The organism is Devosia ginsengisoli, assembly GCF_007859655.1.
Taxonomy (GTDB): Bacteria; Pseudomonadota; Alphaproteobacteria; order Rhizobiales; family Devosiaceae; genus Devosia; species Devosia ginsengisoli.
Window position 1 is genome coordinate 2,605,421 of record NZ_CP042304.1, and the last position, 26,636, is coordinate 2,632,056.

29 protein-coding genes and 2 pseudogenes are annotated in these 26,636 nt (G+C 63.7%); 17 read left to right on the plus strand and 14 right to left on the minus strand.

Annotation, left to right across the window (positions count from 1 at the left end; all coding sequences use genetic code 11):
* Positions 1–56 precede the first annotated feature (56 nt).
* Together FPZ08_RS12715 and FPZ08_RS12720 are read right to left on the minus strand one after the other, a co-directional pair.
* The gene (locus tag FPZ08_RS12715; RefSeq protein WP_146290366.1) at positions 57–506 is read right to left on the minus strand and encodes an NfeD family protein; all 450 of its coding nucleotides are present in this window, start codon (positions 504–506) and stop codon (positions 57–59) included.
* Between the two features lie 11 nt (positions 507–517).
* Positions 518–1,510: an SPFH domain-containing protein gene (locus tag FPZ08_RS12720; RefSeq protein WP_146290367.1), complete on the minus strand. Its 993-nt coding sequence runs from the start codon at positions 1,508–1,510 to the stop codon at positions 518–520.
* A gap of 136 nt (positions 1,511–1,646) precedes the next feature.
* On the opposite strand from FPZ08_RS12720, the gene FPZ08_RS21980 reads away from it, so the two are divergent.
* Complete coding sequence (locus FPZ08_RS21980; protein WP_186766981.1) at positions 1,647–1,817, plus strand: hypothetical protein; 171 nt, start codon at positions 1,647–1,649, stop codon at positions 1,815–1,817.
* A 197-nt stretch (positions 1,818–2,014) separates the two neighbouring features.
* On the opposite strand, the gene modB is transcribed toward FPZ08_RS21980, so the two are convergent.
* From modB to eda, 4 genes and pseudogenes are all read right to left on the minus strand, one after another.
* A complete protein-coding gene (gene modB / locus FPZ08_RS12725) occupies positions 2,015–2,695 on the minus strand; it encodes a molybdate ABC transporter permease subunit (RefSeq protein WP_146290368.1) in 681 nt (226 codons plus the stop codon).
* A gap of 11 nt (positions 2,696–2,706) precedes the next feature.
* On the minus strand, positions 2,707–3,438 hold the full coding sequence (gene modA, locus FPZ08_RS12730) for a molybdate ABC transporter substrate-binding protein (RefSeq protein ID WP_210246794.1): 732 nt from the start codon (positions 3,436–3,438) through the stop codon (positions 2,707–2,709).
* Between the two features lie 66 nt (positions 3,439–3,504).
* Positions 3,505–3,873: a winged helix-turn-helix domain-containing protein gene (locus FPZ08_RS12735; RefSeq protein WP_146290369.1), complete on the minus strand. Its 369-nt coding sequence runs from the start codon at positions 3,871–3,873 to the stop codon at positions 3,505–3,507.
* A gap of 5 nt (positions 3,874–3,878) precedes the next feature.
* A pseudogene (eda, locus tag FPZ08_RS12740) lies at positions 3,879–4,515 on the minus strand (bifunctional 4-hydroxy-2-oxoglutarate aldolase/2-dehydro-3-deoxy-phosphogluconate aldolase).
* Between the two features lie 121 nt (positions 4,516–4,636).
* Here eda and nadA point away from each other — a divergent pair.
* A complete protein-coding gene (gene nadA / locus FPZ08_RS12745; protein ID WP_146290370.1) occupies positions 4,637–5,704 on the plus strand; it encodes a quinolinate synthase NadA in 1,068 nt (355 codons plus the stop codon).
* Here the strand turns inward: nadA and FPZ08_RS12750 are convergent.
* Positions 5,701–6,144, minus strand: a complete 444-nt coding sequence (locus FPZ08_RS12750) for a hypothetical protein (RefSeq protein WP_146290371.1) — start codon at positions 6,142–6,144, stop codon at positions 5,701–5,703. The two genes, nadA and FPZ08_RS12750, sit on opposite strands and share 4 nt — an antisense overlap.
* A 1-nt stretch (position 6,145) precedes the next feature.
* Here FPZ08_RS12750 and FPZ08_RS23030 point away from each other — a divergent pair.
* The 3 genes and pseudogenes from FPZ08_RS23030 to FPZ08_RS12765 all read left to right on the plus strand — a co-directional run bounded on the left by FPZ08_RS23030 (position 6,146) and on the right by FPZ08_RS12765 (position 8,410).
* Positions 6,146–7,809 (plus strand): annotated as a pseudogene (locus tag FPZ08_RS23030) (L-aspartate oxidase).
* A 51-nt stretch (positions 7,810–7,860) separates the two neighbouring features.
* Positions 7,861–8,127: a type II toxin-antitoxin system ParD family antitoxin gene (locus FPZ08_RS12760; protein WP_146290372.1), complete on the plus strand. Its 267-nt coding sequence runs from the start codon at positions 7,861–7,863 to the stop codon at positions 8,125–8,127.
* Complete coding sequence (locus tag FPZ08_RS12765) at positions 8,117–8,410, plus strand: type II toxin-antitoxin system RelE/ParE family toxin (RefSeq protein ID WP_146290373.1); 294 nt, start codon at positions 8,117–8,119, stop codon at positions 8,408–8,410. The genes FPZ08_RS12760 and FPZ08_RS12765 overlap by 11 nt, the downstream gene beginning before the upstream one ends.
* Positions 8,411–8,434: 24 nt before the next feature.
* Here FPZ08_RS12765 and FPZ08_RS12770 read toward each other — a convergent pair whose 3' ends face one another.
* Entirely contained in the window at positions 8,435–9,412 is a 978-nt protein-coding gene (locus FPZ08_RS12770) for a carbohydrate kinase family protein (protein WP_186766982.1), read from the minus strand.
* A 320-nt stretch (positions 9,413–9,732) separates the two neighbouring features.
* Between FPZ08_RS12770 and FPZ08_RS12775 the strand changes: the two genes are divergently transcribed.
* A complete protein-coding gene (locus FPZ08_RS12775; protein WP_146290375.1) occupies positions 9,733–10,296 on the plus strand; it encodes a TRAP transporter small permease subunit in 564 nt (187 codons plus the stop codon).
* Positions 10,296–11,687, plus strand: a complete 1,392-nt coding sequence (locus FPZ08_RS12780; protein ID WP_146290376.1) for a TRAP transporter large permease — start codon at positions 10,296–10,298, stop codon at positions 11,685–11,687. Before FPZ08_RS12775 ends, FPZ08_RS12780 begins: the two co-directional genes overlap by 1 nt.
* Before the next feature lie 123 nt (positions 11,688–11,810).
* Here the strand turns inward: FPZ08_RS12780 and FPZ08_RS12785 are convergent, their stop codons facing one another.
* Positions 11,811–12,911 carry a TRAP transporter substrate-binding protein gene (locus FPZ08_RS12785; protein WP_146290377.1) on the minus strand — a complete coding sequence of 367 codons (1,101 nt, stop codon included), beginning with the start codon at positions 12,909–12,911 and terminating at the stop codon, positions 11,811–11,813.
* 229 nt (positions 12,912–13,140) lie between these two features.
* Between FPZ08_RS12785 and mctS the strand changes: the two genes are divergently transcribed.
* The 5 genes from mctS (at position 13,141) to FPZ08_RS12810 (ending at position 16,978) form a co-directional block, all read left to right on the plus strand.
* The gene (mctS, locus tag FPZ08_RS12790) at positions 13,141–14,523 is read left to right on the plus strand and encodes a two-component system sensor histidine kinase MctS (RefSeq protein WP_146290378.1); all 1,383 of its coding nucleotides are present in this window, start codon (positions 13,141–13,143) and stop codon (positions 14,521–14,523) included.
* Positions 14,520–15,164, plus strand: a complete 645-nt coding sequence (mctR, locus tag FPZ08_RS12795) for a two-component system response regulator MctR (RefSeq protein ID WP_146290379.1) — start codon at positions 14,520–14,522, stop codon at positions 15,162–15,164. Before mctS ends, mctR begins: the two co-directional genes overlap by 4 nt.
* A gap of 93 nt (positions 15,165–15,257) precedes the next feature.
* Entirely contained in the window at positions 15,258–15,656 is a 399-nt protein-coding gene (locus FPZ08_RS12800) for a COG4315 family predicted lipoprotein (RefSeq protein WP_146290380.1), read from the plus strand.
* A 15-nt stretch (positions 15,657–15,671) separates the two neighbouring features.
* Positions 15,672–16,178, plus strand: coding sequence for a sigma-70 family RNA polymerase sigma factor (locus tag FPZ08_RS12805; RefSeq protein WP_146290381.1), 507 nt, complete (start codon positions 15,672–15,674; stop codon positions 16,176–16,178).
* Positions 16,175–16,978 carry an anti-sigma factor family protein gene (locus tag FPZ08_RS12810; protein WP_146290382.1) on the plus strand — a complete coding sequence of 268 codons (804 nt, stop codon included), beginning with the start codon at positions 16,175–16,177 and terminating at the stop codon, positions 16,976–16,978. Before FPZ08_RS12805 ends, FPZ08_RS12810 begins: the two co-directional genes overlap by 4 nt.
* On the opposite strand, the gene FPZ08_RS12815 is transcribed toward FPZ08_RS12810, so the two are convergent.
* Positions 16,950–18,152, minus strand: coding sequence for an alpha-hydroxy acid oxidase (locus FPZ08_RS12815; RefSeq protein ID WP_146290383.1), 1,203 nt, complete (start codon positions 18,150–18,152; stop codon positions 16,950–16,952). The two genes, FPZ08_RS12810 and FPZ08_RS12815, sit on opposite strands and share 29 nt — an antisense overlap.
* Before the next feature lie 428 nt (positions 18,153–18,580).
* Here FPZ08_RS12815 and FPZ08_RS12820 point away from each other — a divergent pair, with 428 nt between their 5' ends.
* Together FPZ08_RS12820 and FPZ08_RS12825 are read left to right on the plus strand one after the other, a co-directional pair.
* Complete coding sequence (locus FPZ08_RS12820; protein WP_146290384.1) at positions 18,581–19,495, plus strand: SMP-30/gluconolactonase/LRE family protein; 915 nt, start codon at positions 18,581–18,583, stop codon at positions 19,493–19,495.
* Positions 19,492–20,136, plus strand: coding sequence for a class I SAM-dependent methyltransferase (locus FPZ08_RS12825; RefSeq protein ID WP_246132646.1), 645 nt, complete (start codon positions 19,492–19,494; stop codon positions 20,134–20,136). Before FPZ08_RS12820 ends, FPZ08_RS12825 begins: the two co-directional genes overlap by 4 nt.
* Here FPZ08_RS12825 and FPZ08_RS12830 read toward each other — a convergent pair.
* Genes FPZ08_RS12830 through FPZ08_RS12840 form a run of 3 tightly spaced genes read right to left on the minus strand, consistent with a single transcriptional unit; the run spans position 20,133 to position 22,286 of the window.
* Positions 20,133–20,405 (minus strand): acylphosphatase, encoded by a 273-nt coding sequence (locus FPZ08_RS12830; RefSeq protein ID WP_146290386.1) that lies wholly within the window; start codon positions 20,403–20,405, stop codon positions 20,133–20,135. The two genes, FPZ08_RS12825 and FPZ08_RS12830, sit on opposite strands and share 4 nt — an antisense overlap.
* A gap of 4 nt (positions 20,406–20,409) precedes the next feature.
* Entirely contained in the window at positions 20,410–20,739 is a 330-nt protein-coding gene (locus FPZ08_RS12835) for a TfoX/Sxy family protein (RefSeq protein WP_146290387.1), read from the minus strand.
* On the minus strand, positions 20,736–22,286 hold the full coding sequence (locus FPZ08_RS12840) for a UxaA family hydrolase (protein ID WP_425457542.1): 1,551 nt from the start codon (positions 22,284–22,286) through the stop codon (positions 20,736–20,738). The genes FPZ08_RS12835 and FPZ08_RS12840 overlap by 4 nt, the downstream gene beginning before the upstream one ends.
* Positions 22,287–22,476: 190 nt before the next feature.
* Between FPZ08_RS12840 and FPZ08_RS12845 the strand changes: the two genes are divergently transcribed.
* The 3 genes from FPZ08_RS12845 (at position 22,477) to FPZ08_RS12855 (ending at position 24,550) form a co-directional block, all read left to right on the plus strand.
* Entirely contained in the window at positions 22,477–23,163 is a 687-nt protein-coding gene (locus FPZ08_RS12845; protein ID WP_186766983.1) for a GntR family transcriptional regulator, read from the plus strand.
* A gap of 8 nt (positions 23,164–23,171) precedes the next feature.
* Positions 23,172–23,603 (plus strand): RbsD/FucU family protein, encoded by a 432-nt coding sequence (locus FPZ08_RS12850; RefSeq protein ID WP_146290389.1) that lies wholly within the window; start codon positions 23,172–23,174, stop codon positions 23,601–23,603.
* Between the two features lie 95 nt (positions 23,604–23,698).
* Positions 23,699–24,550 (plus strand): fumarylacetoacetate hydrolase family protein, encoded by an 852-nt coding sequence (locus FPZ08_RS12855; RefSeq protein WP_146290390.1) that lies wholly within the window; start codon positions 23,699–23,701, stop codon positions 24,548–24,550.
* Between the two features lie 91 nt (positions 24,551–24,641).
* Here FPZ08_RS12855 and FPZ08_RS12860 read toward each other — a convergent pair whose 3' ends face one another.
* Positions 24,642–26,297, minus strand: coding sequence for a DUF3987 domain-containing protein (locus tag FPZ08_RS12860; protein ID WP_146290391.1), 1,656 nt, complete (start codon positions 26,295–26,297; stop codon positions 24,642–24,644).
* Positions 26,298–26,636: the final 339 nt, after the last annotated feature.

Sequence of the window (26,636 nt, forward strand, 5' to 3'; positions counted from 1 at the left end):
CGAACCTGCGGCGATCTTTCCATCTTATGGTTAATGAAGCCTTGCCTTGGCGGCGATCAGGTCGCCTCGACCTTGAGCACGGCGCCTTCATTGCCGACAATGCGCACGCGCTGCCCGGCCGGCATGTCTGCCCCCGAAACGCGCCACACCGTGTCGCCCAGCACTATGCGGCCGAAGCCCTGCTGGATCGGCTGTTCGAGCACCGCCTCCTGGCCGATGAAGTGATCGGCGCGGCGATTGAGATAGGGCCGGTCGGTCGCGGCCGGCCGGGTGCGTGTCCAGCGCACCCAGATTGCGATCGTGACCAGCGACAGCACGCCGAAGATCAGCCATTGTAGCGGCCAGACGATGGGCTGGAACAGCACCACCAGTCCGGTGACGATGCCCGAAATCCCCATCCACAGCAGGAACCCACCCGGCACTACCAGCTCCAGCGCCAGCAGCACCAGTCCGGCCACGATCCAGGCCCAGGGTCCATTGGCCGCGATGAAGTCGATGACCTGCATTATCGCTCCTTTTAGGGCTGACCCGCCGATGGCGGGCGACCCGGCCGCACGGGCGTCGATGGCGCTCCGCCCCCGAACGTCTCGCGGGCGATTTCGGCAATGCCACCGATCGAGCCGATGACGCTGGCCGCCTCGACCGGCAGCATCAGCACCTTCTGGTTGGGCGAGGTGGCGATCTTGCCCAGGGCCTCGATATAGTTGTTGGCCACGAAATAGTTGATGGCCTGCACGCTGCCCGAGGCGATGGCGTCGCTCACCATCTGCGTTGCCTTGGCTTCGGCTTCGGCGGAGCGCTCGCGCGCCTCGGCATCGCGGAAGGCCGCTTCCCGGCGGCCCTCGGCTTCCAGCACCTGCGCCTGCTTGGCGCCTTCCGCCTGCAGGATAGCGGATTGCCGCCGGCCTTCCGCTTCGAGAATGGTGGCGCGCTTCTCGCGTTCCGCCTTCATCTGGCGGCCCATCGAATCCACCAGGTCCTTGGGCGGGTCGATATCCTTGATCTCGATACGGGTGATCTTGACGCCCCAGGGCGACACGGCCGTATCGACCACATTGAGCAGGCGATGGTTGATCTCGTCGCGATTGGACAGCAGTTCGTCGAGGTCCATCGAACCCATCACCGTACGGATATTGGTCATGGTGAGGTTGAGGATGGCATTCTCCAGGTTGGACACCTCATAAGCCGCCGCGGCCGCATCAAGGATCTGGTAGAAGGTCACGCCATTGGCGGTGATCGAGGCGTTGTCCCTTGTGATCACCTCCTGGTGTGGCACGTCGAGCACCTGCTCCATGACGTTGATCCGCTTGCCGATGCCATCGATGAACGGCACGATCAGGTTTAGGCCGGGCTTGAGCGTGCGGGTATATTTGCCGAAGCGCTCCACCGTGAAGTTATAGCCTTGCGGCACCGTCTTGGCGCCGGCGAACAGCACCAGGAGCGCGAGGATACCCAGGCCGATCAGCGTGATGCTGAGCCCGTCGAGCGCGAAGCCATCGAATAGTTCCATCGCTGATTCTCCCTTGGACTTCATGGACCTGAGTGTAGGGTTGCCTGCAAGCCAGCGCAACGCACTGGAACGCGGAACAGCGCGCAACGTTGAACAGGCGGGCGACAGGACGCCCATCACCGGCAGGAGGCCTGTAGTGACCCAGCCAACCCCGCTCGACCCCAATTCCGGCCTCGCTGCCGCCGAGGCCGCCGGCATCAAGCTCACCAGCCCCGATCGCGTGGTCTATCCCGGCCAGGGCGTCACCAAGGCCGATCTGGTCGCCTACTACGCCGCCGTGGCCGAGCGCATGCTGCCCTATATCTAGAACCGCCCGCTGAGCCTGCTGCGCTGCCCGCAGGGCCGCTCGAAATTCTGCTTTTCCAGAAGCACGATACCGGCGGTTTTCCCGATGCCATGGCCTCGTCCCCCATCACCGAGAAGGCCTGACCCGTGGAAATATTACGCCTCCACCACCCAATCGATCACCAAGGCCATGTGGAGCGCCGTCGCTTCACCCGCGAGCTAGGGCATCGGCACGTTGATCCGTCTGTCGATGATCAGCGTCACCGCGATGACCACGAAGGCGAAGATGACCATGCCCAGCGCGATCACATGCGCCTCGCCCCATTGCAGGCGCTCGACATAGTCGTAGAGCGCGATGGCGATGACCTTGGTCTGGCCTGGAATATTGCCGCCGATCATCAGCACCACGCCGAATTCGCCCACCGTATGGGCAAAGGTCATCACCGCGCCGGTGATATAGCCCGGCCGCGCCAGCGGCAGCGCCACGTGCCAGAAGCGCTGCCAGTTGCTGGCCCCCAGGCTCGACGCCACCTCCAGCGGATCATTGCCGATGGCGGCAAAGCCATTGCGCAGGGGCTGCACCATGAAGGGCAGCGAATAAAAGAACGAACCGATGACCAAACCCGTGAAGGAAAAGGCCAGCGTACGCCCGCCCCAGAGCCCCGCAATCCACCCGCCCGGCCCATTGGGACCCAGCGCGATGAGCAGGTAGAAACCCAGCACCGTCGGCGGCAGCACCAGCGGCATGGCCACCACCGCCCCGACCAGTTCGCGATAACGGCTCTTGCTGCGCGCCAGCCACCAGGCGATCGGCGTACCGATAACGAGCAGGATGAGCGTATTGATCGCCGCCAGCGTCAGCGTCAGACTGACCGGCGTCCAGATATCACCGAAGCTCATCCCGCCCCCGCCTATTCGACGACATAGCCCGCCGCTTCAATCACCGCGATGGCCTGTTCGCTCTTGAGAAAGTCGACAAAGGCCGTGGCAGCAGGGTTCGCCTCACCCGTCTTGAGCAAAACCGCATCCTGCCGGATCGGCTCGAACAGGTCGGACGGCACGATCCACACGCCGGACTTACCCACCACCTGGCTGGCGGCGACGAAGCCGAGTTCGGCATTGCCGCTTTCGACGAATTGCAGCGTCTGGGAGATATTCTCCCCGGTCACCAGCTTGGGGGTAATGGCCTCGGTGAGACCGAGAGCGGCAATGGTCTCGGTCGCAGCCTGTCCATAGGGGGCGGTGGCGGGATCGGCGATGGCGAGCTTGTCGAAGGCCCCGGCCTCCAGCACGGCCTTGCCGTCCGTCACATCAATCGACGCACCGTAAAGCGCCAGCGCGCCAACGGCATAGGTGAAGACGCTGCCCTCGACACCGAAACCTTCCGTCACCGCCAATGTCGGCCGCACATCGTCGGCGGCCAGGAATACCTCGAAGGGCGCGCCCTGCGTGATCTGGGTATAGAGCTGGCCGGTAGCGCCGAAACTATAGCTGACGTCATGGCCGGTCTCGACCTTGAATAGCGGCGCCAGTTCCTCGGCCACCTTGGTGAAATTGGCCGCCACGGCGACGCTGACGCTCTCGGCATGTGCGGCGGTGGAAAGCAGCAGGCCGGCCAGCGCGCCCAGGATCATGCGGTTCATCGACAGCTCCGATATGGTTTGAAATCCATATCGGTTTTCACCCAGCCACGACGGACAAGGCAAGCGTTATTTCCGTTCGGACATATCGAATTTACGGCGCAGGGCCGCGACGTCATCGGCGATGGCCTGCCGTGTCTTGTCCTGCATGGCCCGATAGTGCGCGAGCACCAACCGCCCGGCTTCGGTCAGTTGCGCCCCACCCTGGCTGGCGCCGCCGCGGCTGGATTCGACCAGTGGCTGCCCGAAACCATCATTGAGCGCCTGCACCAGCCCCCATGCCCGTTTGTAGCTCATGCCCATGGCCTTGCCCGCGGCGGAAATGGACCCGGTGCTATCGATCAGTTCAAGCAGGTCGGCCCGGCCGGGTCCGATATAGGCGGTCTCGCTCAAGGTGACCCTAAGATGGGTAAGGCCATCCTTCGAAACGCCGGCCATGGCAATCACCCCCGCAGCGCGGAGGCTTCGCGCGCCAGTGCCTCGATACGGCCCCAGTCATTGGCGGCCAGCGCATCTGATGGCATGATCCACGAACCGCCCACGCAGATGACATTGGGCAGGCCGAGATAAACCTTGGCCTTGGCAGGATCGATGCCACCCGTCGGGCAGAAAGTGATATCCGCCAGCGGCGAGGCGAAAGCCTTTGAGCACCGGCGCGCCGCCATTGGCTTCGGCCGGGAAGAATTTGAGATAGCTGTAGCCCCGCTCGGACGCCGTCATGGCTTCGCTGGGCGTGGCAATGCCGGGCAGCAGCGGAATGCCGATATCGTCAGCCGCGTCGAGAATGCGCGGGGAAATGCCCGGCGACACCATGAAGCGGCAACCGGCATCGACCGACTGCTTCATGTGCAGGGCGTTACGCACCGTACCCGAGCCGACAATGGCACCGGTTACCTTGGCCATCTCTTCCATCACCTTGAGCGCATTGGGCGTGCGCAGGGTCACTTCGAGGATCGGCAAGCCGCCTGCAACCAGCGCCTCGGCCAGCGGCCGCGCCTGGCTCACGTCATCGAGGATGATCACCGGCACGACCGGAGCCAGCGACAGGATGGATCGGATGGCGGCGGTATCTTGCGGCATGGCTGTCCTCGTAGAGCTGTTGGGGAAGCGTTAGGACCGAGACTAATTTACCGCAACCCCGTTCATTGAAATGGCGGCAAAAAATCCCTAGGTTCCGCCTCGATTTCGGGAGGACACGGCCATGGTGCAGACGATCAACGCGGTGACGCCCCTTGATGAGGCCCGCGCCATCCTCGCCGGTCACTTCGATCTCAAATTCTCCAAGGCCGTCGAGCGCGCCACCGCCAAGGTGTTCGACCGCGTCCGCGACAAGATTCCCGAGATCGAATGGCCCTTCTATGCCCCGCTGATCTTCGAGATCAACCGGCTGAAGAAGGAGAAGGATGCCGTCATCCTGGCCCATAATTACCAGACGCCGCAGATTTATCACGGCGTGGCCGATATCGTGGGCGACAGCTTGCAGCTCGCCATCGAGGCCACCAAGGTCAAGCAATCGGTCATCGTGCAATGCGGTGTGCATTTCATGGCCGAGACCTCAAAGCTGCTGAATCCCGAAAAGACCGTGCTCATCCCCGATAGCCGCGCCGGCTGTTCGCTCGCCTCCTCCATCACGGCCGACGATGTGCTGATGATGAAGGCGAAATATCCCGGCGTCCCCGTTGTGACCTATGTGAACACCTCGGCTGCCGTGAAGGCCGTCACCGATGTGTGCTGCACCTCGTCCAACGCGCTCGACATCGTCAACCGCGTCGAGGGCGACACGGTCATCATGATCCCCGACCAGTATCTGGCGCAGAACACTGCCAAGAAAACCGGCAAGAAGGTCATCACCTGGGCCGGCGCCTGCGAAGTGCACGAGACCTTTACCGCCGAAGACATTTCCGAGCTGCGCCACGCCTATCCTACGGCCAAGATCATCGCCCATCCCGAATGCCCGCCCGAAGTGATCGACGCGGTGGACTTTGCCGGCTCGACCGCCGCCATGATCGACTGGGTCAAGACCACCAAGCCGCCGCGCGTGGTCATGGTCACCGAATGCTCGATGTCGGACAATGTGGCCAGCGAAACGACCGGCGTCGACTTCCTGCGCGGCTGCAACATCTGCCCGCATATGAAGCGCATCAACCTCGAAAACGTACTGTGGAGCCTCCACACCATGACCGAGGAAGTCACCGTGCCCGAGGGTATCATCCCGCCCGCAAGGCTGGCGGTAGAGCGGATGATCGAGATGAGCCGGAAGGGCGACTAGGTGCCCGGCGGCATTGCGCGGTGAAAAGCCAGGTAAGCCGGATTGGGCCGGAACAGCTGCTCGGCGGGCACCAGCAGGCGCCCATCCGCATGCGGGCGCAGACCCGCATGGAAAGCGCCGGGATTGCGGATCACCACCCGATAATCATCCTCGACGACGAAGTGGCCAAACCGGAAGGCGCGCGCCGCATGCTCTTCGAGCGCCAGGTAATTGTCGATCGCCAATGGCCCACCGGCCTCGCGCGGGCGGATCGCCACCACTTCGAGATGCGGATGCACCAACCCGGTATCGGGCGCGAACTGCTCGCCGGTCAGCGCACAGCGATAGCCATAGGCGGTCATCACCAGCCGATAGATCGCCTCATAGACATCGAGCGATGCACCGGTGGCAAATCCACCCTGCGGATTGTCGCCGAAGCCATCGCCATTCGCGCTTGCCATAATGCAGGGTCCCGGTCTTGTTACGTGCAAGACCTTACGGACAAATACCAGGTCTGAAAACACTCCGGAGCGGCCAGTGACCACCTTCGACAACACCCTCAATGCCGATGGCGCCCTGATCGTGGGCGCGGGCCTGGCCGGTCTGTTCACCGCGCTGAAACTGGCGCCGCGCCCGGTCACTGTGCTGTCGCCCAAGCCGCTCGGCACCGGCGCCTCCTCGGCCTGGGCGCAGGGCGGGGTGGCCGCCGCAGTGGGCCAGGGTGATAGCAGCCATGCCCATGCCCTCGATACCGAAATGGCGGGCGCCGGCATCGTCGATCACGGCACCGCTGAAAGCGTCACCTCAGAGGCGGCCGCACGCATCGAAGACCTGGCGCGCTGGGGCACGCCCTTCGACCGCGACGATTTCGGCCATTACGAGCTGGGCCGCGAAGCCGCCCATTCGGCCAATCGTATCGTCAAGGTTGAGGGCGACCGGGCCGGCTGGGCCATCATGCAGGCCATCATCGCCGAAGTGCGCCGCACCCCCTCCATCCGCGTGGTGGAAGGCATCACCGCCCTGAGCCTGGCCCGCGACAATGGCCGCATTGTCGGCGTGTTCTGCCGCCGGCTGGGCGACCGCTATTCCGAGCCGGTCTTCATCCGCGCCCGCGCCACCGTGCTGGCCGCCGGCGGGCTGGGCGGGCTCTATGCCGTCACCACCAATCCACCCGGCGTGCGCGGCCACGCCATGGGCATGGCGGCAAGAGCGGGCGCCCTGATCGCCGATGCCGAATTCGTGCAGTTCCACCCCACGGCCATCGCGACCGGCGCCGATCCCGCGCCCCTCGCCACCGAAGCGCTGCGCGGTGAAGGCGCCATTCTGGTCAATGACCTCGGCGAGCGCTTCATGCCGGCAATCCACCCGGACGCCGAGCTTGCCCCCGCGACGTGGTCGCCCGCGCCAATTTCCGGCAGATCCAGGCGGGCCGCAAAGTGTTCCTCGACACGCGGCAGGTGCTGGGCGAAGCCATCCTCACCCGCTTCCCCACCGTCTCCAAATATTGCCGCGATGCGGGCATCGACCCGGTAGCGGGCCTGATCCCGGTCACCCCTGCGGCCCATTTCCATATGGGCGGCGTCAAGGTCGATGAGCGGGGCCGTTCGTCCCTGCCCGGCCTCTGGGTCTGCGGCGAAGCTAGTTGCACGGGCCTGCATGGCGCCAACCGGCTCGCATCCAATTCGCTGCTCGAAGCCACGGTCTACGGCGCCCGCATCGCCGAGGATATCGGCGGACTGGAGCCACCCCGCGAACTGGCGCCCTTCAAGGGCATCGAATGGGACGAAGTCGAAGGGCAGAAGGCCGAGGACGTACTGCGCGGCACTGTGGCGGTGCAGGACTTGCGCCGCATCATGACGGATCTGGTGGGTGTCGAGCGCGATGCCGCAGGCCTGCGGCAGGCGCTACGCGGCATTGCTCACCTCGAAGCCACCGCCGAACAGGTCACCAGCGCCTATCTCAACATGACCACCTCGGCCACCCTGGTCGCTGCCGCCGCACTCAAGCGCACCGAAAGCCGCGGCGGCCATTTCCGCACCGATTACCCGGAAACCGACGACAAGAACTGGGAACACCACACCACAATGGCGCTGGAGGAAGCCCTGGCAATCCGCGCCGGGGCTTGAACCCACGCCCCACCGGAACTATCATAAATTGATAATTTCGGAGTATCAGCCATGCCCTCCAGCTACTCGATCGGCGAGCACTACGAAGCCTTCGCCAAGGAACTCGTCGCCTCCGGTCGCTATGCCAGCGTCAGCGAAGTACTGCGCGACGGCCTGCGCCTGATGGAAGAGCGCGAAGCGCTGCGGGCGTGGAAACTCAACGAGCTGAAAAAGGCCATCCAGGACGGGCTGGACAGCGGCGAACCGGAACCCATGGAGAGTCTGGAAGATTTCCTGGCGGAAGCGCGCGCTCGCCGGGCCGCTGACGATGCCGCTTAAAATCAAAAGACTCCCGCTCGCCAGGCGAGACCTCTTCGACATCTGGGACTACATCGCGCCCAATAGTCAAAGGGGCGCAACGCGGATCATTGAGGACCTGTATGCAGCATTCTCGATGCTGGCGGATCAGCCTATGGCAGGCCGCGACCGCCCCGAACTCGGAATTGCGCAGCTTTCCTGTAGGCAGCTATTTGATCTTCTATCGGTGCGATTCCGCCACGTGAGCATCGTCCGCATCCTACACACCGCACGCGATATTACGCCCGACCTGCTCTCCGAATAGCGTGCATCCACCTGGCCATCACGGCTATTTCCCAAGCACCGCGTCGACTTCGGCGCGGGTGGGTGGCTTGCAGCCTTTGCGGCCACAATTGATACCGGCCACGACAGCGCCGAAGCGCAGCATGTCGGACAGGGCGCCATCGCCCAGTCCATCGAGTTTGCCGGGCTTGAGCAGACCGCGCTCATGCAGCCACGACAGGATGCCGGCCATGAGGCTGTCGCCCGCTCCCACCGTGTCGCCGAAAACCGGCGGTGCGTAGATCGCCGCCTGTGCCTGGCCAGCCTTGGTGAAGGCCCGCGAACCCTTCTCACCGAGCGTCACCACGACGAGCTGGCAATTGGGCCGCGCCAAGAGGTCCGCAGCGTGCTGCTCGATATTCCTGGAACTATCGAGGGCGTCGAGGTCTTCCTCCGAGACCTTCACCACATGGGCCAGGTCGAGGAAGGTGGCGAGCCGGGCCTTGTAGCCGGCAAAATCGTCCACCAGGCTCGGCCGCACATTGGGATCGATGGAAATCGTCGCGCCCTTGACAATGGCGGCCTTGACGATGTCGAGCCAGATCGCCGCCTCATCAGGCAGGATCGGACAGAACCCGCCGATCTGGTAGAGATCGAGTTGCTCCGGCAGCGCCGCGATGCCCTTTTCCGCCTCGATGGCGCCATCGGCCTCGCGATAAAAGCCGTAGCGGGCATTGCGGTTGGCGTCGAAATTGACCACGGCCAGCGTGGTATAGTCCTTGACCCGCTCGGGCAGCAGCGGCGTAACGCCAGCCTCGCCGAGCGGCCCCAGCAGGTAGTCGCCAAAGGCATCGGCCGAAATGGGGCAGAGAAAGCCGGTGGGATTGCCCAGCTTGGCCAGCGCGATGGCGCAATTGTAGGGCGAACCGCCCGGATGGGCCGTCATCACGATCTGGTTCTCGCCGTCGCGGCCGATCAATGCGCCATCGGGCAGCGCCACTTCGGCCTTGAGATCGATCAGGCTTTCCCCACCAACCACGAACATGCAGATGCCCTCCCCGGCCAATGTTGTGCCACCCAGGCGCAACCGGCAGCGACATAGCATTTTTGCCGGGCCTGTCACCAGCGGCGTGAGCATATGCCCAGCCTGCGGGCGCGATCCCCCCTTGCCTACCCACTATTACGGGCTTGGTCTCACTTCCTCCCGGGCGCACCGTTGTGGCGCAAGCGCCTTTCCCATATCGGTCGGCTGTATGCCGGACGCATCTTGCGATGGTTAACCAGCCGTGTTCACCTGATCGCCTGATGCCGTCGAACGGCCCAAGAATGCCGGGAAACATCCTGGCGGGGAGAGGGGAGGATAATATGCAGGCCCTTGCTTTGCTTGTCCGCGCGATCAGCGGTTTGAACCGCATCGTCGGCGAAGTGTTGTCATGGCTGGCGCTCGGATGCGTGCTGGTTTGCTTCGCGGTTGTCGTGGAGCGCTATGTATTCAGCTCATCCACATTGTGGATGCAGGATCTCTATGTCTGGCTGGGTGGCGCCATGTTCACGGGTGTCGCCGGCTTCGCGTTGATGCGCGACGACCATGTACGCGTCGATATCTTCTATCGCCCGGCACCGGTGCGAAAGAAGGCAATGGCAGACCTGTTCGGTGTCGTGTTCTTCCTGCTGCCGTTCATCTACGTCGTGTTTCACTATGCCTGGCCCGCCGTAGCGCGCTCGTGGAGCTATCAGGAAGGCTCGGCCAATATCGGCGGTATGCCGGGGCTGTTCGTGCTCAAAGGGTTCATCATCGTGTTCTGCGTGCTCGTGGGTCTGCAGGGCCTGGCCATGGGTGCCCGTGCCGTCCTGACGCTCACCAACCGCGACGACCTGCTGCCCGATGACCAGCGCTACATCGCCGATGACGCCAAGGAAGTGCATTGATGGATCCCGTTCTCATTGGTGAAATTCTCTCCGGCCTTATGTTCGTTGGCGTTATCGGCGTGCTCATGCTGGGCTTCCCGGTCGCCTTTTCCCTGGCCGGAACAGCCCTGATCTTCGGCCTCGTCGGCTGGTTCCTGGGCGTCTACGACCCCTCCAACTACGGCTCACTGGTCGGCCGCTACCTCGGCATGATGACCAATGAGGTGCTGGTGGCCGTTCCGCTCTTCATCTTCATGGGCGTGATGCTGGAGCGATCCGGTATCGCCGAGCAATTGCTGCTTACCATGGGCAAGCTCTTCGGCAATCTGCGCGGCGGCCTGGGCCTCTCGGTCATCGTGGTGGGCGCGCTGCTCGCGGCATCGACCGGGGTGGTCGGCGCCACCGTGGTCACTATGGGCCTCATCTCGCTGCCCGCCATGCTGCGCGCCGGCTATGACCCCAAGCTGGCCACCGGCGTCATCTGCGCCTCCGGCACGCTGGGCCAGATCATCCCGCCCTCCACCGTCCTCATCTTCATGGGCGACATGCTCTCGGGCATCAATGCCCAGGTGCAGATGGAGAAGGGCAATTTTGCTCCGGAGCCCGTTTCGGTAGGCGCCCTGTTTGCCGGCGCGATCATTCCCGGCCTTCTGCTGGTGGGACTTTACGCGTCCTGGGTGATCTTCAAGGCGGTGACCGACCCCAAATCCTGCCCGGCAACGCCGGTACCGGAGGCCGAAAAGGCCGGCCTCATGCGCGAGGTTTTTGTTGCCCTCGTGCCGCCCCTGCTGCTGATCGTGGCCGTGCTCGGCTCGATCCTGGCCGGCATCGCCACACCCACCGAGGCCGCATCCGTGGGTTCGGTCGGTGCAATGATCCTGGCCGCTTTGCGTGGCAAGCTGGGCCTCACCATCCTGCGCCAGGCGGTGATTTCGACGGCCACCATCACCTCGATGGTGTTCATCATCCTGTTCGGTGCTGCGGTCTTCTCCATCGTCTTCCGCACCATGGGTGGCGACAACCTGGTTCATGAATTCCTCTCGTCCATGCCGGGCGGAGCGATCGGCGCCACGATCATCGTGATGTTCATCATGTTCCTGCTCGGCTTCATCCTGGACACATTCGAGATCATCTTCATCGTGATCCCGATCACCGCGCCGGTGCTGCTGGCCCTGGGCGTCGATCCGATCTGGCTGGGCGTGATGGTGGGCGTGAACCTGCAGACCAGCTTCCTGACGCCGCCCTTCGGCTTCTCGCTGTTCTACCTGCGCGGCGTGGCCCCGGCCCGGGTGACCACTGGCATGATCTACCGGGGCGTCGTGCCCTTCGTGATCCTGCAATTGTTGGGCCTGATCATCCTGTTCGCCTTCCCGCAGCTCATCACCTGGCTACCTGGCGCGATCTACCACTGAGGCAGGTAAGCGAACTGCAAAGGGCCCGGATGGCAATGCCATCCGGGCCCTTTTCTTGTGCAGCAAGGAAAAGGCCCCACCGCCGAAGCGATGGAGCCTTCCAAGTTCTGGCGCTGTGCGGGATCAGCTGAGCGTGAAGTACTTCTCGCGAGCCGCCAGGAACAGCGAGTCGGTGCCGTCGGTCTTCTGGCGCACCACGTTGAAGGCCGCGATGAAGCTCTCGGCCGTCTTCTTGGTGAGGGCATCGCCACCTTCGCGGAGCTCGGCGAGTACCTCGCTGGCAGCCTTGGCACCGGCCTCGAGGATTTCCTCGGGGAACTGCCTGATCTGCACACCATGCTCGCTGACCAGCGCCTGCAGGGCGCGCGGGTCGTTGGCAGCGAAATCGGCCGCCACATTATCGTACTCGGCCTGGCAGACATCCTTGACCAGGGCCTGCAAGTCAGCCGGCAGTTCCTGATACTTGGCCTTGTCGACCACCAGTTCGGTGGCCAGGCCCGGCTCGATGAAGCTGGGGAAGTAATAGTTCTTGGCGATCTGGTAGAAGCCCAGCGCCAGGTCGTTATAGGGGCCGACGAATTCGGCGGCGTCCAGCGTGCCCGACTGCAGCGCGGCGAAGATTTCGCCGGCGGCAAGGTTGGTCACCGAGGCGCCCAGCTTGGCCCAGACCTGACCGCCCATGCCCGGCGTGCGGAAGCGCAGGCCCTGGACATCGGCAACACCGGTCAGCTCATTCTTGAACCAGCCGCCCGCCTGGGTGCCGGTATCGCCCGACAGGAAGCCCTGCACGCCGAACTGATCGTAGATTTCATCCCAGATTTCCTGGCCGCCCATATGGCGGACCCAGCCGGTCAGCTCGCGGCTGGTCATGCCGTAGGGCACGCCGGTAAAGAACGACAGGCCCTGGCTCTTGTTCTGCCAGTAATAGGCAGCGCCGTGGCTCATTTCGGCCGAGCCGTCGATGACGGCGTCGAGCGCCTGCAGGCCTGGCACCATTTCGCCGGCCGCAAAGACCTGGATGGTCAGCCGGCCACCCGAGGCGGCGGTGATGCGATCAGCCAGGCGCTGCGCGCCCACACCCAGGCCGGGGAAGTTCTTGGGCCAGGTGGTCACCATGCGCCAGTTGATATTGCCCTGCGCAATGGCCGGAGTGGCCAGCGTGGTCGCAGCCGCAGCGCCGATCGTGGCGACCGAGGCGGTCTTGAAGAACTCGCGTCTTTTCATAATTCCTCCCAACAGGATGCGGCATTGGTGCCGCCGATTTTTGGCTTGCCACCGTCGCCAGACAAGGCGCGAGGGCAGCCGGGCACAGACTATTCCCCCCGCGGCCCCTGTCCAGTATGGGCAGATCGGGCAGGTGATGATCTGACGGCCGGCCTACCCACTAATACGCAGAACAGCTATCAATGGACGTGCTAGATTGGTCTCAAAGAGGTGGGGGAGCCTCGCGAGCATGAACCTCAGACAGAAAATCCTGGCGCTGTCCGTGCTGCCGCTGGTGCTGGCTATCCTCGCCATCACCGCGCTGGTGACCTTGCAATCCACCCAATTGGCGCGGGCGAGCATCGCCACATTCGAGCGCAATCTGCTCACGGCCAAGGAAAACGAACTGCTCAACCTCACCAATATGGCCGTTTCGGCCATAGCCGACATCTATCAGGCCGCCGACGCCGATGATGAGGCCGCCAAGCAGCAGGTGCAGGCCATCCTCTCCGAGCTCGACTACGGCCCGGACGGCTACTTTTTTGCCTATGACTATGACGGGGTGAATATCGTCCATCCGCGCCAGGCCTTCCGCCACGGCCAGAACTGGTTGAACATGACCGACCCCGACGGCAATCGCGTCATCTACAACCTGATCGAACGCGCCAAGGAAGGCGGCGGGCTGCACCAATACAAGTGGGAAAAGCCCTCCACCGGCGAGATCGCCGACAAGCTCTCCTGGGCGGTCGGGCTCGACAAATGGCGCTGGATGCTGGGCACCGGCGTCTATCTCGATGACGTCTTCGCCCAGACCGCGGCGGCCGAGGACGACCTGCGCAGCCATATCAACACCACCTTCATCATCGTTGCCGCCATTACCGTACCCATCGTCTTCGCGGTCTTTCTCGCCAGCTTCCTCATCACCCTGCGCGAGCGGCGCCTGGCCGACAGCAAGCTCAAGGAGCTGACCCAGCGCGTCGTCGATACCCAGGAAGAGGAACGCGCCCGCATCGCCCGCGAACTGCATGACGGCATTTCCCAGACCATGGTGGGCGCCCGCTACATGCTCGACCTGGCCGCCACCAAGGTGCGCTCCGGCGCCCCCGACGCCGCCGATGTCATCGAGCGCGGCGCGCTCGGCCTCAACGATGCCATCAAGGAAGTGCGCCGCATCTCCCATGACCTCCGCCCCGGCATGCTCGACGATCTTGGCCTCACCGCGGCGCTCGAAGCGCTCACCGACAGCTTTGCCGAACGCACCGGCATCCATGTCGAGCTCAAGTCCGTCGCCTACAAGAACATGATCCTGCCCGAGGCGCGCACCGCGCTTTATCGCGTGGCGCAGGAGGCCCTGACCAATATCGAGCGTCATGCCAATGCCACCCGCGTCAGCATCATCATCACCAGCGCTGGCAATGGCCCGCAAATGCTGATCGAGGATGATGGCCAGGGCTTTGCCCAATTGCCGGCCGGCCGTAGCGGCCGGGGCCTCGGCTTGCGCAACATGCAGGAGCGCATGGAGCATTTCGGCGGCTCGCTGGATGTGCGCACCACATCGGGAGGCACCACGCTCAAGGCGCGGCTGCCCAAATCCACCTACATCACCCAAAAGCCCGACGCCGTTCCCGCATGAGCGCCCCCCTCCCCATCAAGGTACTGATCTGCGACGACCACCCCCTGGTGCGTGAAGGCATCCGCGCCGTGGTGGAAACCTTCGACCATATCCGGGTCGTCGGCGCCGTCCGCTCGGCCCTCGCCGCGCTGGAATTGGCCGAAGCGGAGCATCCCGACGTCGTGCTGATGGACATCAACCTGCCCGAAATCAGCGGACTCGACGCCATCGAACTGTTCCGCGAGCGCCTGCCCCGCACGCGCTTGCTGATGCTCTCCATGCATGACAACCGGGAATATATCTCGACGGCGGTATTGCACGGCGCCGCCGGCTACATTCTCAAGGATGTGCCGCCCGCCGAGATCATTTCCGCCATCGAGGCAGTGGCCGCCAACGGCTCCTATTTTTCCTCCGGTGTCACCGAGGCCCTGCTGGAAAAGGGCCAGAAGCAGAGTGCGATCGTACCGCTAACCACACGCGAACAAGCCGTGTTGTTGCTGCTCGCCCAGGGACAGTCCAACAAGGATGTGGCGGGCGAACTCGACATTTCCGTGCGCACGGTCGAAACCCACCGCAAGAATATCAAGAAAAAGCTCGGCATCGGCACCACAGCCGGCCTCACCCGCTATGTCATCGATCACGGTTTGATGGCCGGCGACTGAATCTTTGTCCCGGCCGGGATTATTTCCGGCCCGCCGGTGTTTCTCCTGTCGAGGGCCGCAATGACGGCCCCGCAACATGGAGGGAGACATCCCATGAAGTTCCGTTCGATTCTGGCCGGCGCCACCGCTCTCGCGCTTTTGGCCACTTCCGCCTTTGCTACCGATTATCTCGGCGGGGCGGTCAAATCCACCGATATCGGCGGCAAGATGGTGCTGACCGACGCCAACGGCATGACCCTCTACACCTTCGACAAGGATACCAATGGCGACGGCAAGAGCGTCTGCAACGACGACTGCGCTGCCAAATGGCCCCCGCTGGCGGCCGATGCCGGTGCTGCGGCTGAAGGCGACTTCACCCTGGTCACCCGCGACGATGGCTCGACCATGTGGGCCTATAAGGGCTGGCCGCTCTACTACTGGTATGAAGACACCGCACCCGGCGACATTTCCGGCGACGGCGTCGGCGGCGTCTGGCATCTTGCCATCGAATAAGCCGCAGGACCGGACTTGAACGATTTCCTCGACCAGCTCGAAACCTGCGTGCCGGCCCTCAGGCGCTACGCCCGGGCCCTGACGCGCAATGCCGACCTGGCCGACGATCTCGTGCAGGATTGCCTCGAACGCGCCATTTCCAGGCGCGGCCTGTTCCGGCCCACCGGAGCGGTCCGCGCCTGGCTGTTCACGATCCTGCTCAACCTGCATCGCAACGCCCTGCGCGCATCGCATCGGCGCGGCGAGACCGTGGATATCGACATGGTTCCCGAACTGTCCACCCCGGCCGCCCAGCCGGGCCATATCGCGCTGGCCGAACTGGCGCGAGCGATAGACACCCTCCCTCCTGAGCAAAAGGAAGCACTCCTGCTGGTTACACTGGAAGGCATACCCTATGCCGAGGCGGCGGGGATAATTGGCATCCCTCTGGGCACCCTGATGAGCCGGCTGGGCAGGGCCCGCGCCGCCCTTCGGACCCTGACCGGACATCCGGCCGAGCCGCATCTGAGGACCGTCAAATGAGCGAGATCACCCGCGACCAGCTGATGGCCTATGCCGACGGACAATTGCCCGAGCCCGAGCATGCCGCCATGGAGGCTTTCCTTGCCGCCAATCCTGATGCTGCGGCCGATGTGGCGCTGCATCAGCGCCAGAGCGATGCGATCCGGACGCTGTTCGGCCCGGTCGGCGCCGAAGCCGTGCCGGCCCGGCTCAAGCCGCGCCGCCTGGCCGCCGAAATGGCGCGCCGTCGGACCCGCAACTGGGGCTGGGTTGCCGCCGCCGTCGTGCTGGTCGGCCTGGGCCTCGGCGCCGGCTGGATCGCCCGCCCGCTGTTTGACGCAAGGCCGGCAAGCCAGTTGCTCATCGCCGACGCCGTCAATGCCCATGCCGTCTATGTCGCCGAAAACCGCCACGCCGTCGAAGTCGGCAGTGACGACAGCGAACACCTTTCCGGCTGGCTCTCCAACCGGCTCGATACCCGGCTGCGCATGCCCGACCTCGCCACCGAAGGCTTTACCCTGGTCGGCGGCCGTCTGCTGCCGGGCGAGCCGCATGCCGGCGGCCGCGCCGCCCAGCTGATGTATGAAAACGCCACCAGCGACCGCGTGACCATCTATGTCACCGCGGCCCTGCCCGACCGCGCGCCGGGCTATGAATTCGCCAGCTATGACGGCGCCGAAGTCTTCTACTGGGCCAATGCCCGCATCACCTGCACCGTGGTCGGCACCCTGCCCGAGGAGCAGATGAAAACCGTCGCCAGCTCGATTTATCGCCAGTTGACCGAAGGCGATGTCAACGCGGGACGGCCCTATCGGGGCTAGCCACCGGCGCATGCCGCGGCGGAATGTCGTTGGAATAGATATTATGCAGGCCGACATTGAGAATGTCGCGCTCGCCGCACAGGGCCATGGTGGTGTCGAGTTCCTTGGCGATAATGTCGAGCACGCGGGTCACCCCGGCTTCGCCGCCTGCCCCGAGCCCATAGAGCATGGGCCGGCCGATAAAGGTGCCCTTGGCGCCATAGGCCAGCGCCTTGAGCACATCCTGTCCCGAGCGGATGCCGCTATCGAGATAGACCTCGGTCTTGTGGCCGACCCGCTCGACGATATCGGGCAGCACCCTGATGGTCGAGGGCGCGCCATCGAGCTGGCGGCCGCCATGGTTGGAAACGATGATGGCATCGGCCCCATTGTCGATGGCCGACTGCGCATCATCGGGATCGAGCACGCCCTTGACGATGACAGGCCCGCCGAAGCGCTTCTTGACCCAGGCGATATCGGCCCAGTTGAGCGTGGGGTCGAACTGGCTGGAGGTCCAGGCCGAGAGCGAGGCCAGATCGTGGTCGCCGCCAACATGGCCGACAATGTTGCGGAAGGTGTGGCGCTTGGTACCCAGCATGCGCGCGCACCACAGCGGGTGCTGCATCATCTGCCAGACCGAATAGGCGTTGAATTTGGGCGGCGTGGAGAGGCCGTTATGGATGTCCTTGTGGCGCTGGCCCAGGATCTGCAGGTCCATGGTCAGCACCAAAGCCGAACATTTCGCCGCCTTGGCCCGGTCGATCAACCGCTCGATAAAGCCACGATCGCGCATCACGTACAGCTGGAACCAGAAGGGCGCCGTGGTGTTCTCGGCAATGTCCTCGATGGAGCAGACCGCCATGGTCGAGAGCGTGAAGGGAATGCCGTATTTTTCGGCCGCCCTAGCCGCCTTGATCTCGCCATCGGCCACCTGCATGCCGCCGGTCGCCGCCGGGGCGATGGCCACCGGCATGGTGATCTGCTGGCCCAGCATCTCGGTCTTGAGATTGCGGCCTTCCAGATTGACCGCGATCTTCTGCTTGAGCTTGATCTTGTTGAAGTCGCTCTCGTTGTCGCGATAGGTGCCTTCGGTATAGCTGCCGCTATCGGCATATTCGAAGAACATCTTGGGCACGCTGCGGCGCGCCCTGGTCTTCATCTCGTCCACGGTGAGAATCTTGTCGAGTGCGGCCATGTCGGGCTCCGGTGTTGTCCTGCCCTAGCAACTAACATGTTAGTCGTCAATGCGACGTGCGGAGACCCCGCCTGTGATGCGGTTACGATGGGTGGGCGAGCCCCGAGACGGCTTTCGCCTCGTGAGTAAATTTTAGTGAGACGGAAGCCGTCTCGGGGCGCCGGTTTTTGGAGCAATAGACGGTGATCGCGCGTCCCAAACGCTCGAAGGGAGCGGCCGCTACTCGAACCTGCGCGGCAGCGAAGCCGGCCCGGCGCCCTCCACCACTGTTCGCCTGCAGGCCGCCCATGCGGAGGGATAGGGGGAGTATGCACGAGGTTTTGTGGAGGGGACAAGATGGATAAGTCGGTGCTTGTGCCCCCACTTCCACGCGCCCCCTTGCCACTATCCTGCCCTTCCCCTCAAATGCCACCAACGGGAGGACGGCCATGGCCATCGGCGGCGACGCGCTCGAGTTCATCGACAAGAAATTCTACGACCTCACCATCGGGATAGCCGCGCTCGAAGTGCTCTTTGACGGCTGCCGCTGGGCCGAAGGACCGGTGTGGTTCGGCGACGGTAATTTCCTGGTCTGGAGCGACATCCCCAACAACCGCATGCTCAAATGGGTGCCGGACCTCGGCGTCACCAGCTTCCGCACGCCCTCCAACTACGTGAACGGCAATACCCGCGACCGGCAGGGACGGCTCATCTCCTGCTCGCATGGCGCCCGCGCCGTGTTGCGCACCGAATGGGATGGTACGGTGACCACGCTGGTCGACCGCCATCAGGGCAAGAGGCTCAATTCCCCCAATGATGTCGTGGTGAAATCGGATGGCACGATCTGGTTCACCGATCCTAGCTACGGCATCCTTTCCGACTATGAGGGCTACAAGTCCGATCCTGAACAGGACGGCTGCTTCGTCTATCGGTTCGATCCGGCGGACGGTTCATTGACCGTCGTGGCCGACGACTTCGCCAAGCCCAACGGGCTGGCCTTTTCGCCCGACGAGTCGGTGCTCTATGTCTCCGACACCGGTCAAAGCCATGACCCGGACTGGCCGGCCCATATCCGCCAGTTCAATGTCGATGGCGCAAGGCTGACCAATCCCGGAATCTTTGCCGATGTGGATTCCGGTCTGCCCGATGGCTTCCGCCTTGATATCGAAGGCAATGTGTGGACCAGCGCCGGGCTGGGCGTGAATGTCTATGACCCAGGCGGCGCCCTGCTGGGGCGGATCAGGACGGGCGCCAAAACGTCCAATGTCGTGTTCGGCGGACCGCGTCGGAACCGGCTTTTCATCACCTGTAGCCAATATGTGATGGCGACTTATGTCAGCGCGACGGGCTTGCAGACACCTTGAAACCGGCCGATTTCATTCGCGCCAATCTGCGGCTCGAACCGGTGCCATCGCTGCCCGAAATCCGGCTCTATACCGCCCATCCCGGCAGCCGGCTGTCGCGGTTGGCGGCGCCGGATGATGCTGCGCCCTATTGGGCCTGGCAATGGGCCGGAGGATTGGCTTTGGCGCAGCATTTCGCGGCGCATCCGGACGTGGTGGCGGGCAAGCGCGTGCTCGACCTGGGGGCGGGATCGGGGTTGGTGGGCATTGCCGCTGTGCAAGCGGGCGGCATAGCCAATGCCGCGGAAATCGATCCGAACGGGCAGGCGGCCATTGCGCTCAATGCGGCGGCCAACAGGGTGTCTGTGCCGCTGGTCGAGATCGACATTGCGGGCGATGCGCCTGAGGGGTTCGATCTCATCGCGGCGGGCGACGTGTTCTACAATCCCGAGGTCGGGAAGCTGATGCTGCCGTTTCTGGAGCGGTGCGTTGCGGCGGGGATCGCGGTGCTGGTCGGTGACCCCGAGCGGCGGGATCTGCCGGTGGAGCGGCTGGAACGGGTCGCGTCCTATGCCGTGGGCGATGTGGGGGACGCGCGGGACAGTGCTGGGCGGGTGGGGTCGGTATATCGGCTGCGGCCCCCAAGCACCACATCCCGCTAAACCGTTGCGCGAATCTCGAATCCCGCCGGTCTTTCGTCCGTTTCCGAAACCGCAACATGGTTGACCAGCGCCATATCGGGGCCGTTCCAACAGACGTCCAGCATGCCGCCGACATCGCTTGCTTGGCCCCGAAACACTGCCTCGACCGTCCCGTCTCGACGGTTGCGCACCCAGCCGCCGAGGCCGCGCGCCACCGCTTCCGCCTCGACCCAGACGCGAAAGCCGACCCCTTGAACACGTCCGGTTATGATGACGTGGGCGCTGCGCATCGCATCACTTTTTCGTCTTCTTCGGCTTGGGCAGCGGCAGTTCCGAAGCCGTAACCCGCACGAGGCCCGCGAGCCAGTCGGCGTCGTCCCAATGACCGCCGTCGATGAGGAAATAGGGGGTGGCCTTGGAAAACGGCAAGCCCTCGGTGACCACGCCGATATAGTCGCGGCCGGCCGCGGTGGGCTTCATGAACAGTTGATCGTCGCATACCAGCGCGACGATCTTGCCGTCGCAATAGAGGCCATATTCGCCGAACATCTTCTTCGCCGTCATCGTGCCGGCGTCAGCGCTCTGTTCGAGGATATAATCGACCGTCTTCTGCTGGCTGCTCACATCACCGCCCCGACCTGCCACGGCACGAATTCATTGTCGCCATAGCCCAGATTTTCGGACTTGGTGCGCTCACCCGAGGCGATGCGCAGCAGCAGGTCGAAGATTTCCTGCCCCTTGACCTCGATGGAAACACCCTCGACGATATCGCCGCAATTGATGTCCATATCCTCGGTCATGCGGGCATACATGTCCGAATTGGTGGCGAGCTTGATCGACGGCACCGGCTTGCAGCCATAGGCCGAACCACGTCCGGTGGTGAAGGCCAGGATATTGGCGCCGCCGGCCACCTGCCCCGTCGCCGAAACCGGATCGAAACCGGGCGTGTCCATGAACACGAAGCCCTTTTCGGTCACCGGCTCGGCATATTCGTAGACCGCGGTGAGCGGTGTCGTGCCGCCCTTGGCCGCGGCGCCGAGCGACTTTTCGAGGATGGTTGTGAGCCCGCCCAGCTTGTTGCCGGGGCTTGGATTGTTGTTCATCTCGCCGCGATTGCGCTGGGTGTAATCCTCCCACCACTTGATGCGGCTGATGAGCTTTTCGCCCACTTCGCGCGACACCGCACGGCGGGTCAGCAGGTGTTCGGCGCCATAGATTTCCGGGGTTTCCGAGAGAATGGCCGTGCCGCCCTGGCGCACGAGGATATCGGCGGCAACACCCAAAGCCGGATTGGCGGTAATGCCCGAATAGCCGTCCGAACCACCGCATTGCAGTGCCAGCGTGAGCTCGGACGCATCGACCGTCTCGCGGCGGGCGCGCGCCGCCACAGGCAGCATCTCCTTGATGCGCTCGACGCCCCAGTCGATCATCTTCCGCGTGCCGCCGATCTCCTGGATGGTCATGGTCTGGAATGTGTCGGTCTCGGTGAGGCCGTAGCTTTCCTTCATTTTGCCGATCTGGAAGGCCTCACAGCCGAGCCCGACCAGCAGGGCGGCGCCGAGATTGGGATTGGCGGTATAGCCCCACTGGGTGCGGCGGAAGATCTGGTAGCCCTCGCCGGAAAGGTCCATGGCGCAGCCGGTGCCATGCACGAAGGGGATGACGCCATCGATATCGGGATAGTCGGCGAGGATGCCCGAGCGGTTGATTTCCTCGGCCATGAACTTGGCCACCGTGGCCGAGCAGTTCACCGAGGTCAGGATGCCGATATAGTTGCGGGTGCCCACCTTGCCATTGGCGCGGCGATAGCCCTCGAAGGTGGCGCGCTGGCCCACCGGCACCATGTCGGGCGCAATGGCGCCTTCGGCAAAGGCGTAATCATGCGTCAGCGAACCATCGGCGCCGCCCATGCCGCAATTGTGCTCATGCACCCAGTCGCCAGCCGGAATGGCCTCCTTGGCAAAGCCGATGATCTGCCCGAACTTGATGACAGCCTCGCCGGCGCGGATCGGCTTGACCGCGAATTTGTGCCCGCGCGGCACGCGGCGGACAATGGTCACGCCCTGCGGCGTTTCGGTGCCGATATCGAGATTGGCAAGCGCTACCCCGATATTGTCTTCGGCGTTCAGCAGCAGGGTACGGCCCTGGGGGCGGGTCATGGTTTCGGACATGGATCGGGGGACTTTCGCGGCTCTGGTCTCAACTGCGCTTTACGCCGGACCCGTTTGCCGCCAGATTGCGCCCGCAATGGCAGCGACGGGCGTTGTAAAGCACCTCTTCACTAACTAACATGTTAGCATGACAAGCGCAGCAAGTCCCTACTCTTTTCTGGTCCGCCCCCCCGCTTTGACGCGCGGCAGCGTGACGGCTGATGTGACCAATGCCATCCGCCATGCCATCGTCACCCTGGCCTTGCCGCCCGGCAGCGCCATCGACAAATCGCTGATCTGCGCCCAACTGGGCGTTTCGCGCTTTCCGGTAAGCGAAGCACTGGCCCGGCTGCAAATCGAGGGGCTGGTGGATATCGCCCCGCAGCGCGGCTCGACCGTATCCTTGGTGCGCCTGGCCGATGTCCGCGAATACATGTTGATCCGCAAGGGCCTCGAATCGGAGGCCCTGCGCGTGCTGATCGGCAGCCACGACCTGAGCCTGATCGAGGCGCTCAAGGCCAATATCGCCACCCAGCGCGAAGCGGCCGAGCGCGACGACGCCGAAACCTTTCACCAGATCGACGTCGAATTCCACGACATCATCTACCGCTCGATGGGCTTCACCAAGATCAAGACCATCATCGATTCGGCCCGAGCCAATCTCGATCGGGCGCGCCGCATGATCATCACGCCGCGCCGGCTGGCGCTGACCATTGCCGAACACCAGGCCATTCTCGATGGCATTGTGGCTGGCGACCAGGCACAGGCCGCCCGCGCCATCCGCGCCCATATTGATGCCGTGATGGTAGAACTGTTCGCCTTTGCGCGCGAACATCCCGGCCTGTTCGCCGATGGCGCGACGCTGGGCAGCGACAGCGATTCATTCCCCTTCGGTTAGGAACAGCCATGCTCAAGAATATCCCGCCGATTCTCGGCCCCGACCTGCTCGGCATTTTGCGGGCCATGGGCCATGGCGACGAAATCGCCATTGTCGATGCCAACTACCCGGCCGATTCGGCCGGCCCGGCTTTGGTACGGCTCGACGGGGTCAGCGCCACCGATGCGCTCGACGCCATCCTGACGCTGATGCCGCTCGACGATTTCGTGGATGAAGCGGTCTTCACCATGCAGGTGGTGGGCGATGCGGGCAAACGCGAACCGGTGATGGACGCATTCGAGATCATCGTGAAAAAGCATGAACCGAAAATCGGCCTCGCCTCGCTGGAGCGCTTCGCCTTTTACGAGCGGGTGAGCCAGGCTTATGCGATCGTGCAGACCGGCGAGCGCCGGCTTTACGGCAATATCCTGCTCAAGAAGGGCATTCTCCGCCCCGTATAAACGCATCGGGCGAACCGATTGGACCAAGGTCGCCCTCGACAGGCTAACATGTTAGCGGTTAGGACCGTGTCCGAAGCCAACAGGAAGACCCCCACATGAAACTGCTCCGCATTGGCGCCAAGGGCGCAGAAAAGCCCGCCATCCTGGCCGAAGACGGTTCGATCCGCGACCTTTCCGGCATTGTCGGCGATATCGGCGGCCAGACGCTGACGCCGGAAGGCCTGGCAAAAATCCGGGCCACCGATATCGGCGTGCTGCCCAAGCTCGATGCCGGCCAGCGCATCGGCCCCTGCGTGGCCAATGTCGGCAAGTTCATCTGCATCGGCCTCAACTATGCCGACCATGCAGCCGAAACCGGCGCCGCCATTCCGGCCGAGCCGATCATCTTCATGAAGGCCACTAGCGCCATTATCGGCCCCGACGACGATGTCATCATTCCCAAGAATTCCATCAAACCGGATTGGGAAGTCGAGCTGGGCGTCATCATCGGCAAGGAGGCCCGCTATGTCGACGAGGCCGACGCCATGGACCATGTCGCCGGCTATTGCGTGGTCAACGATGTCTCCGAGCGCCATTTCCAGACCGAGCGCGGCGGCACCTGGGACAAGGGCAAGGGCAGCGACACTTTCGGCCCCATCGGCCCCTGGCTGGTGACCAAAGACGAGGTGGCTGACCCGCAAAATCTCAAGATGTGGCTCGACGTCGACGGCAAGCGCTACCAGGACGGCTCGACCAAAACGATGATCTTCGGCGTTGCCCATGTGGTGAGCTATGTCAGCCAGTTCATGAGCCTGCAGCCGGGTGACATCATCTCCACCGGCACCCCGCCCGGCGTCGGCATGGGCATCAAGCCGGACCCGGTCTGGCTCAAGCCGGGCAATGTGATGCGCCTCGGCATTGAGGGCATGGGCGAGCAGACCCAGAATGTGAAGGCGTATTCGGCCTGAAAGCAGCAGGGCTCCCATTGGGAGCCCTTTTTTGGCGAGACAGCGAAAAATACGCTGACTGAATAACCAGCAAGGGCGCCGGACGAAAGGGTTAGATCTTGTCCGCGAACACTTCGGGATCGGACAAACGTGGATTCCAGACGTATACCGTTGTCGGGCGTCCGCCCGTGGCGCGTATTTCCGGGCGCAGGTAGCCATGGCGAAACAGCTCATGCAGCCCCTTCTCGACCGCCGCCTTGCCGAGGCCGCTCCAGCTGGAGCGGTAGATGTCCCGGGCGGTGAAGCAGTCGGGAAGGTGGAGACGCTTGTCCAGAATACGTTCAGCCTCCGCCGTCCCGCTGGCGCCGAGCGCGTACAGGCGCTCGGCATGGGCTGCCAGGAACGGCGCCCAGCGCAGCGCCATCTGCATCCCGGCAAACGACACCTGCTGACGCCCGCCCCTCATGAGTTCGATCAGGAGCGCCAGGCTGGCAATGGTCTTGACCGACTTGACTAGGTGCGACTGCAGGGCCGGCGCCCTGGTCGCGGCTTCTGCGAGATTGCGCGCCGACCAGCGATCGAACAGGTCCTGTGCGGCCAGCTCGCATCGCAGAATTTTGGGGCCGATGCTGCCGCGAGAACAGTCATAAGCGTCGCGGAAGATCGCCCGTACTGCTTCCGCCGCGGCGACGTCCGGACGCCGGTCGATGCCTTGCCGGTCCGGCGCGGGATCGGGCCATACACTGAGCTGAAAACGTGCAAGCAACCCGTCCGCGCCGTTCCCATTGGCGTCCCGGACGATGGCCGTGAGCCGCGCAGGCTGGATGCCCCCCAGCAAGGACAGGGTTAGGTGGGGGATGTCGAGACGCGCTCGCCCGGCGCGATCATGGCTGTGGCGCACATCACCGGTGGCGGCCTTGAGCAACATAGCGCGCTCGCTCGACCCGCTCCGCTTGATCAGGCGCGAGAAGAAGGCGGGCAGTTCGTCATGCACTGCCAAAAGGCCAAAAGGGTTCTCTGCCAGCAGCTGCACCATACGGGTTTCGCTGACGTCGCCAACTTGCAGCCGGATCTGGGCTTGCTGCACGACCTGCGGACGCATGGAGAGAAGACGATGTGCCTCTTCCAGGTTCCGCGCCCGCAGGGCAAGTTTGGCCTGTGAGGCCAGTTCCTGATTGAGCAGCCGCGCCAATTCCATCTCGACGACAAGGCCCTCGCGCTGTTTCGCGTAATCGCGGTCAAGCCGGGTCTGCAGGTCATCCAGCGGCATCAGGCCCGCCTGTATGGACGGCGTCTTCATCATGCTGGCTTCCCCGATCAGCATGCCCCACAGGGCCGGCACCACGGCCCAGTCGTCACACGACCGCGGTGCGATGCGGATGCCGTTGCCGACGACACCAGCGAAGGCGCCGATCAGCGACACGGCGATAAATTCAGGGGGAGAACCCTGCCGGTCAGAAACGTCCCGCACATAATCCGATACACTAGGCGGCAGCATGTCCCAGGCGAAAGCAGGCACGGCTGGCATGGCGCCCAACGGGATCGGCTCATCCCATCGCGCGTTCTCCCCGCCGGATGGACCATCGGCTGCACCGAACGCGGTGTCGGCCATACCGACATTGGCCTCGGCGGTGCTTGGGGCGATTTCCTCGCTGTCGTAAGTCAAATGTGCCTCGCAAACTCTTGCGAGAAAACTGTCGCCCGAATCCCTGACGATGAAAAACGCAATCTTGTAGAAGAAATGCTTTTTGCGATCGACGACCCCCATATGACGTGCCTCAGCTCTACCCTCCCCCCGGCAGAGCGGACCTCCAACCCTGCCGGCTGCTGAACATTCAAAGGCTCAAGCTCTTCCCTTCCGTCGACGCAGTTGACGCCAATAGAACGAGCGGGCCTACGGCGAGCAGCCAGGTGGCCTTTTGTCAGTTTTGTCGCGTTTATCACTGCCGGCCCTGCGGTGGCTTGCGTCACCATTACCGGCCCCGACGTTCCTCTCGGGCCCAAGGCTGGGCTTTCACTATCCCTGATTTTTCATGAGCTCGGAACCAATGCCGTCAAATACGGAGCATTATCGAGCCAGGACGGAAGGGGCGATGTCTCCTGGAAG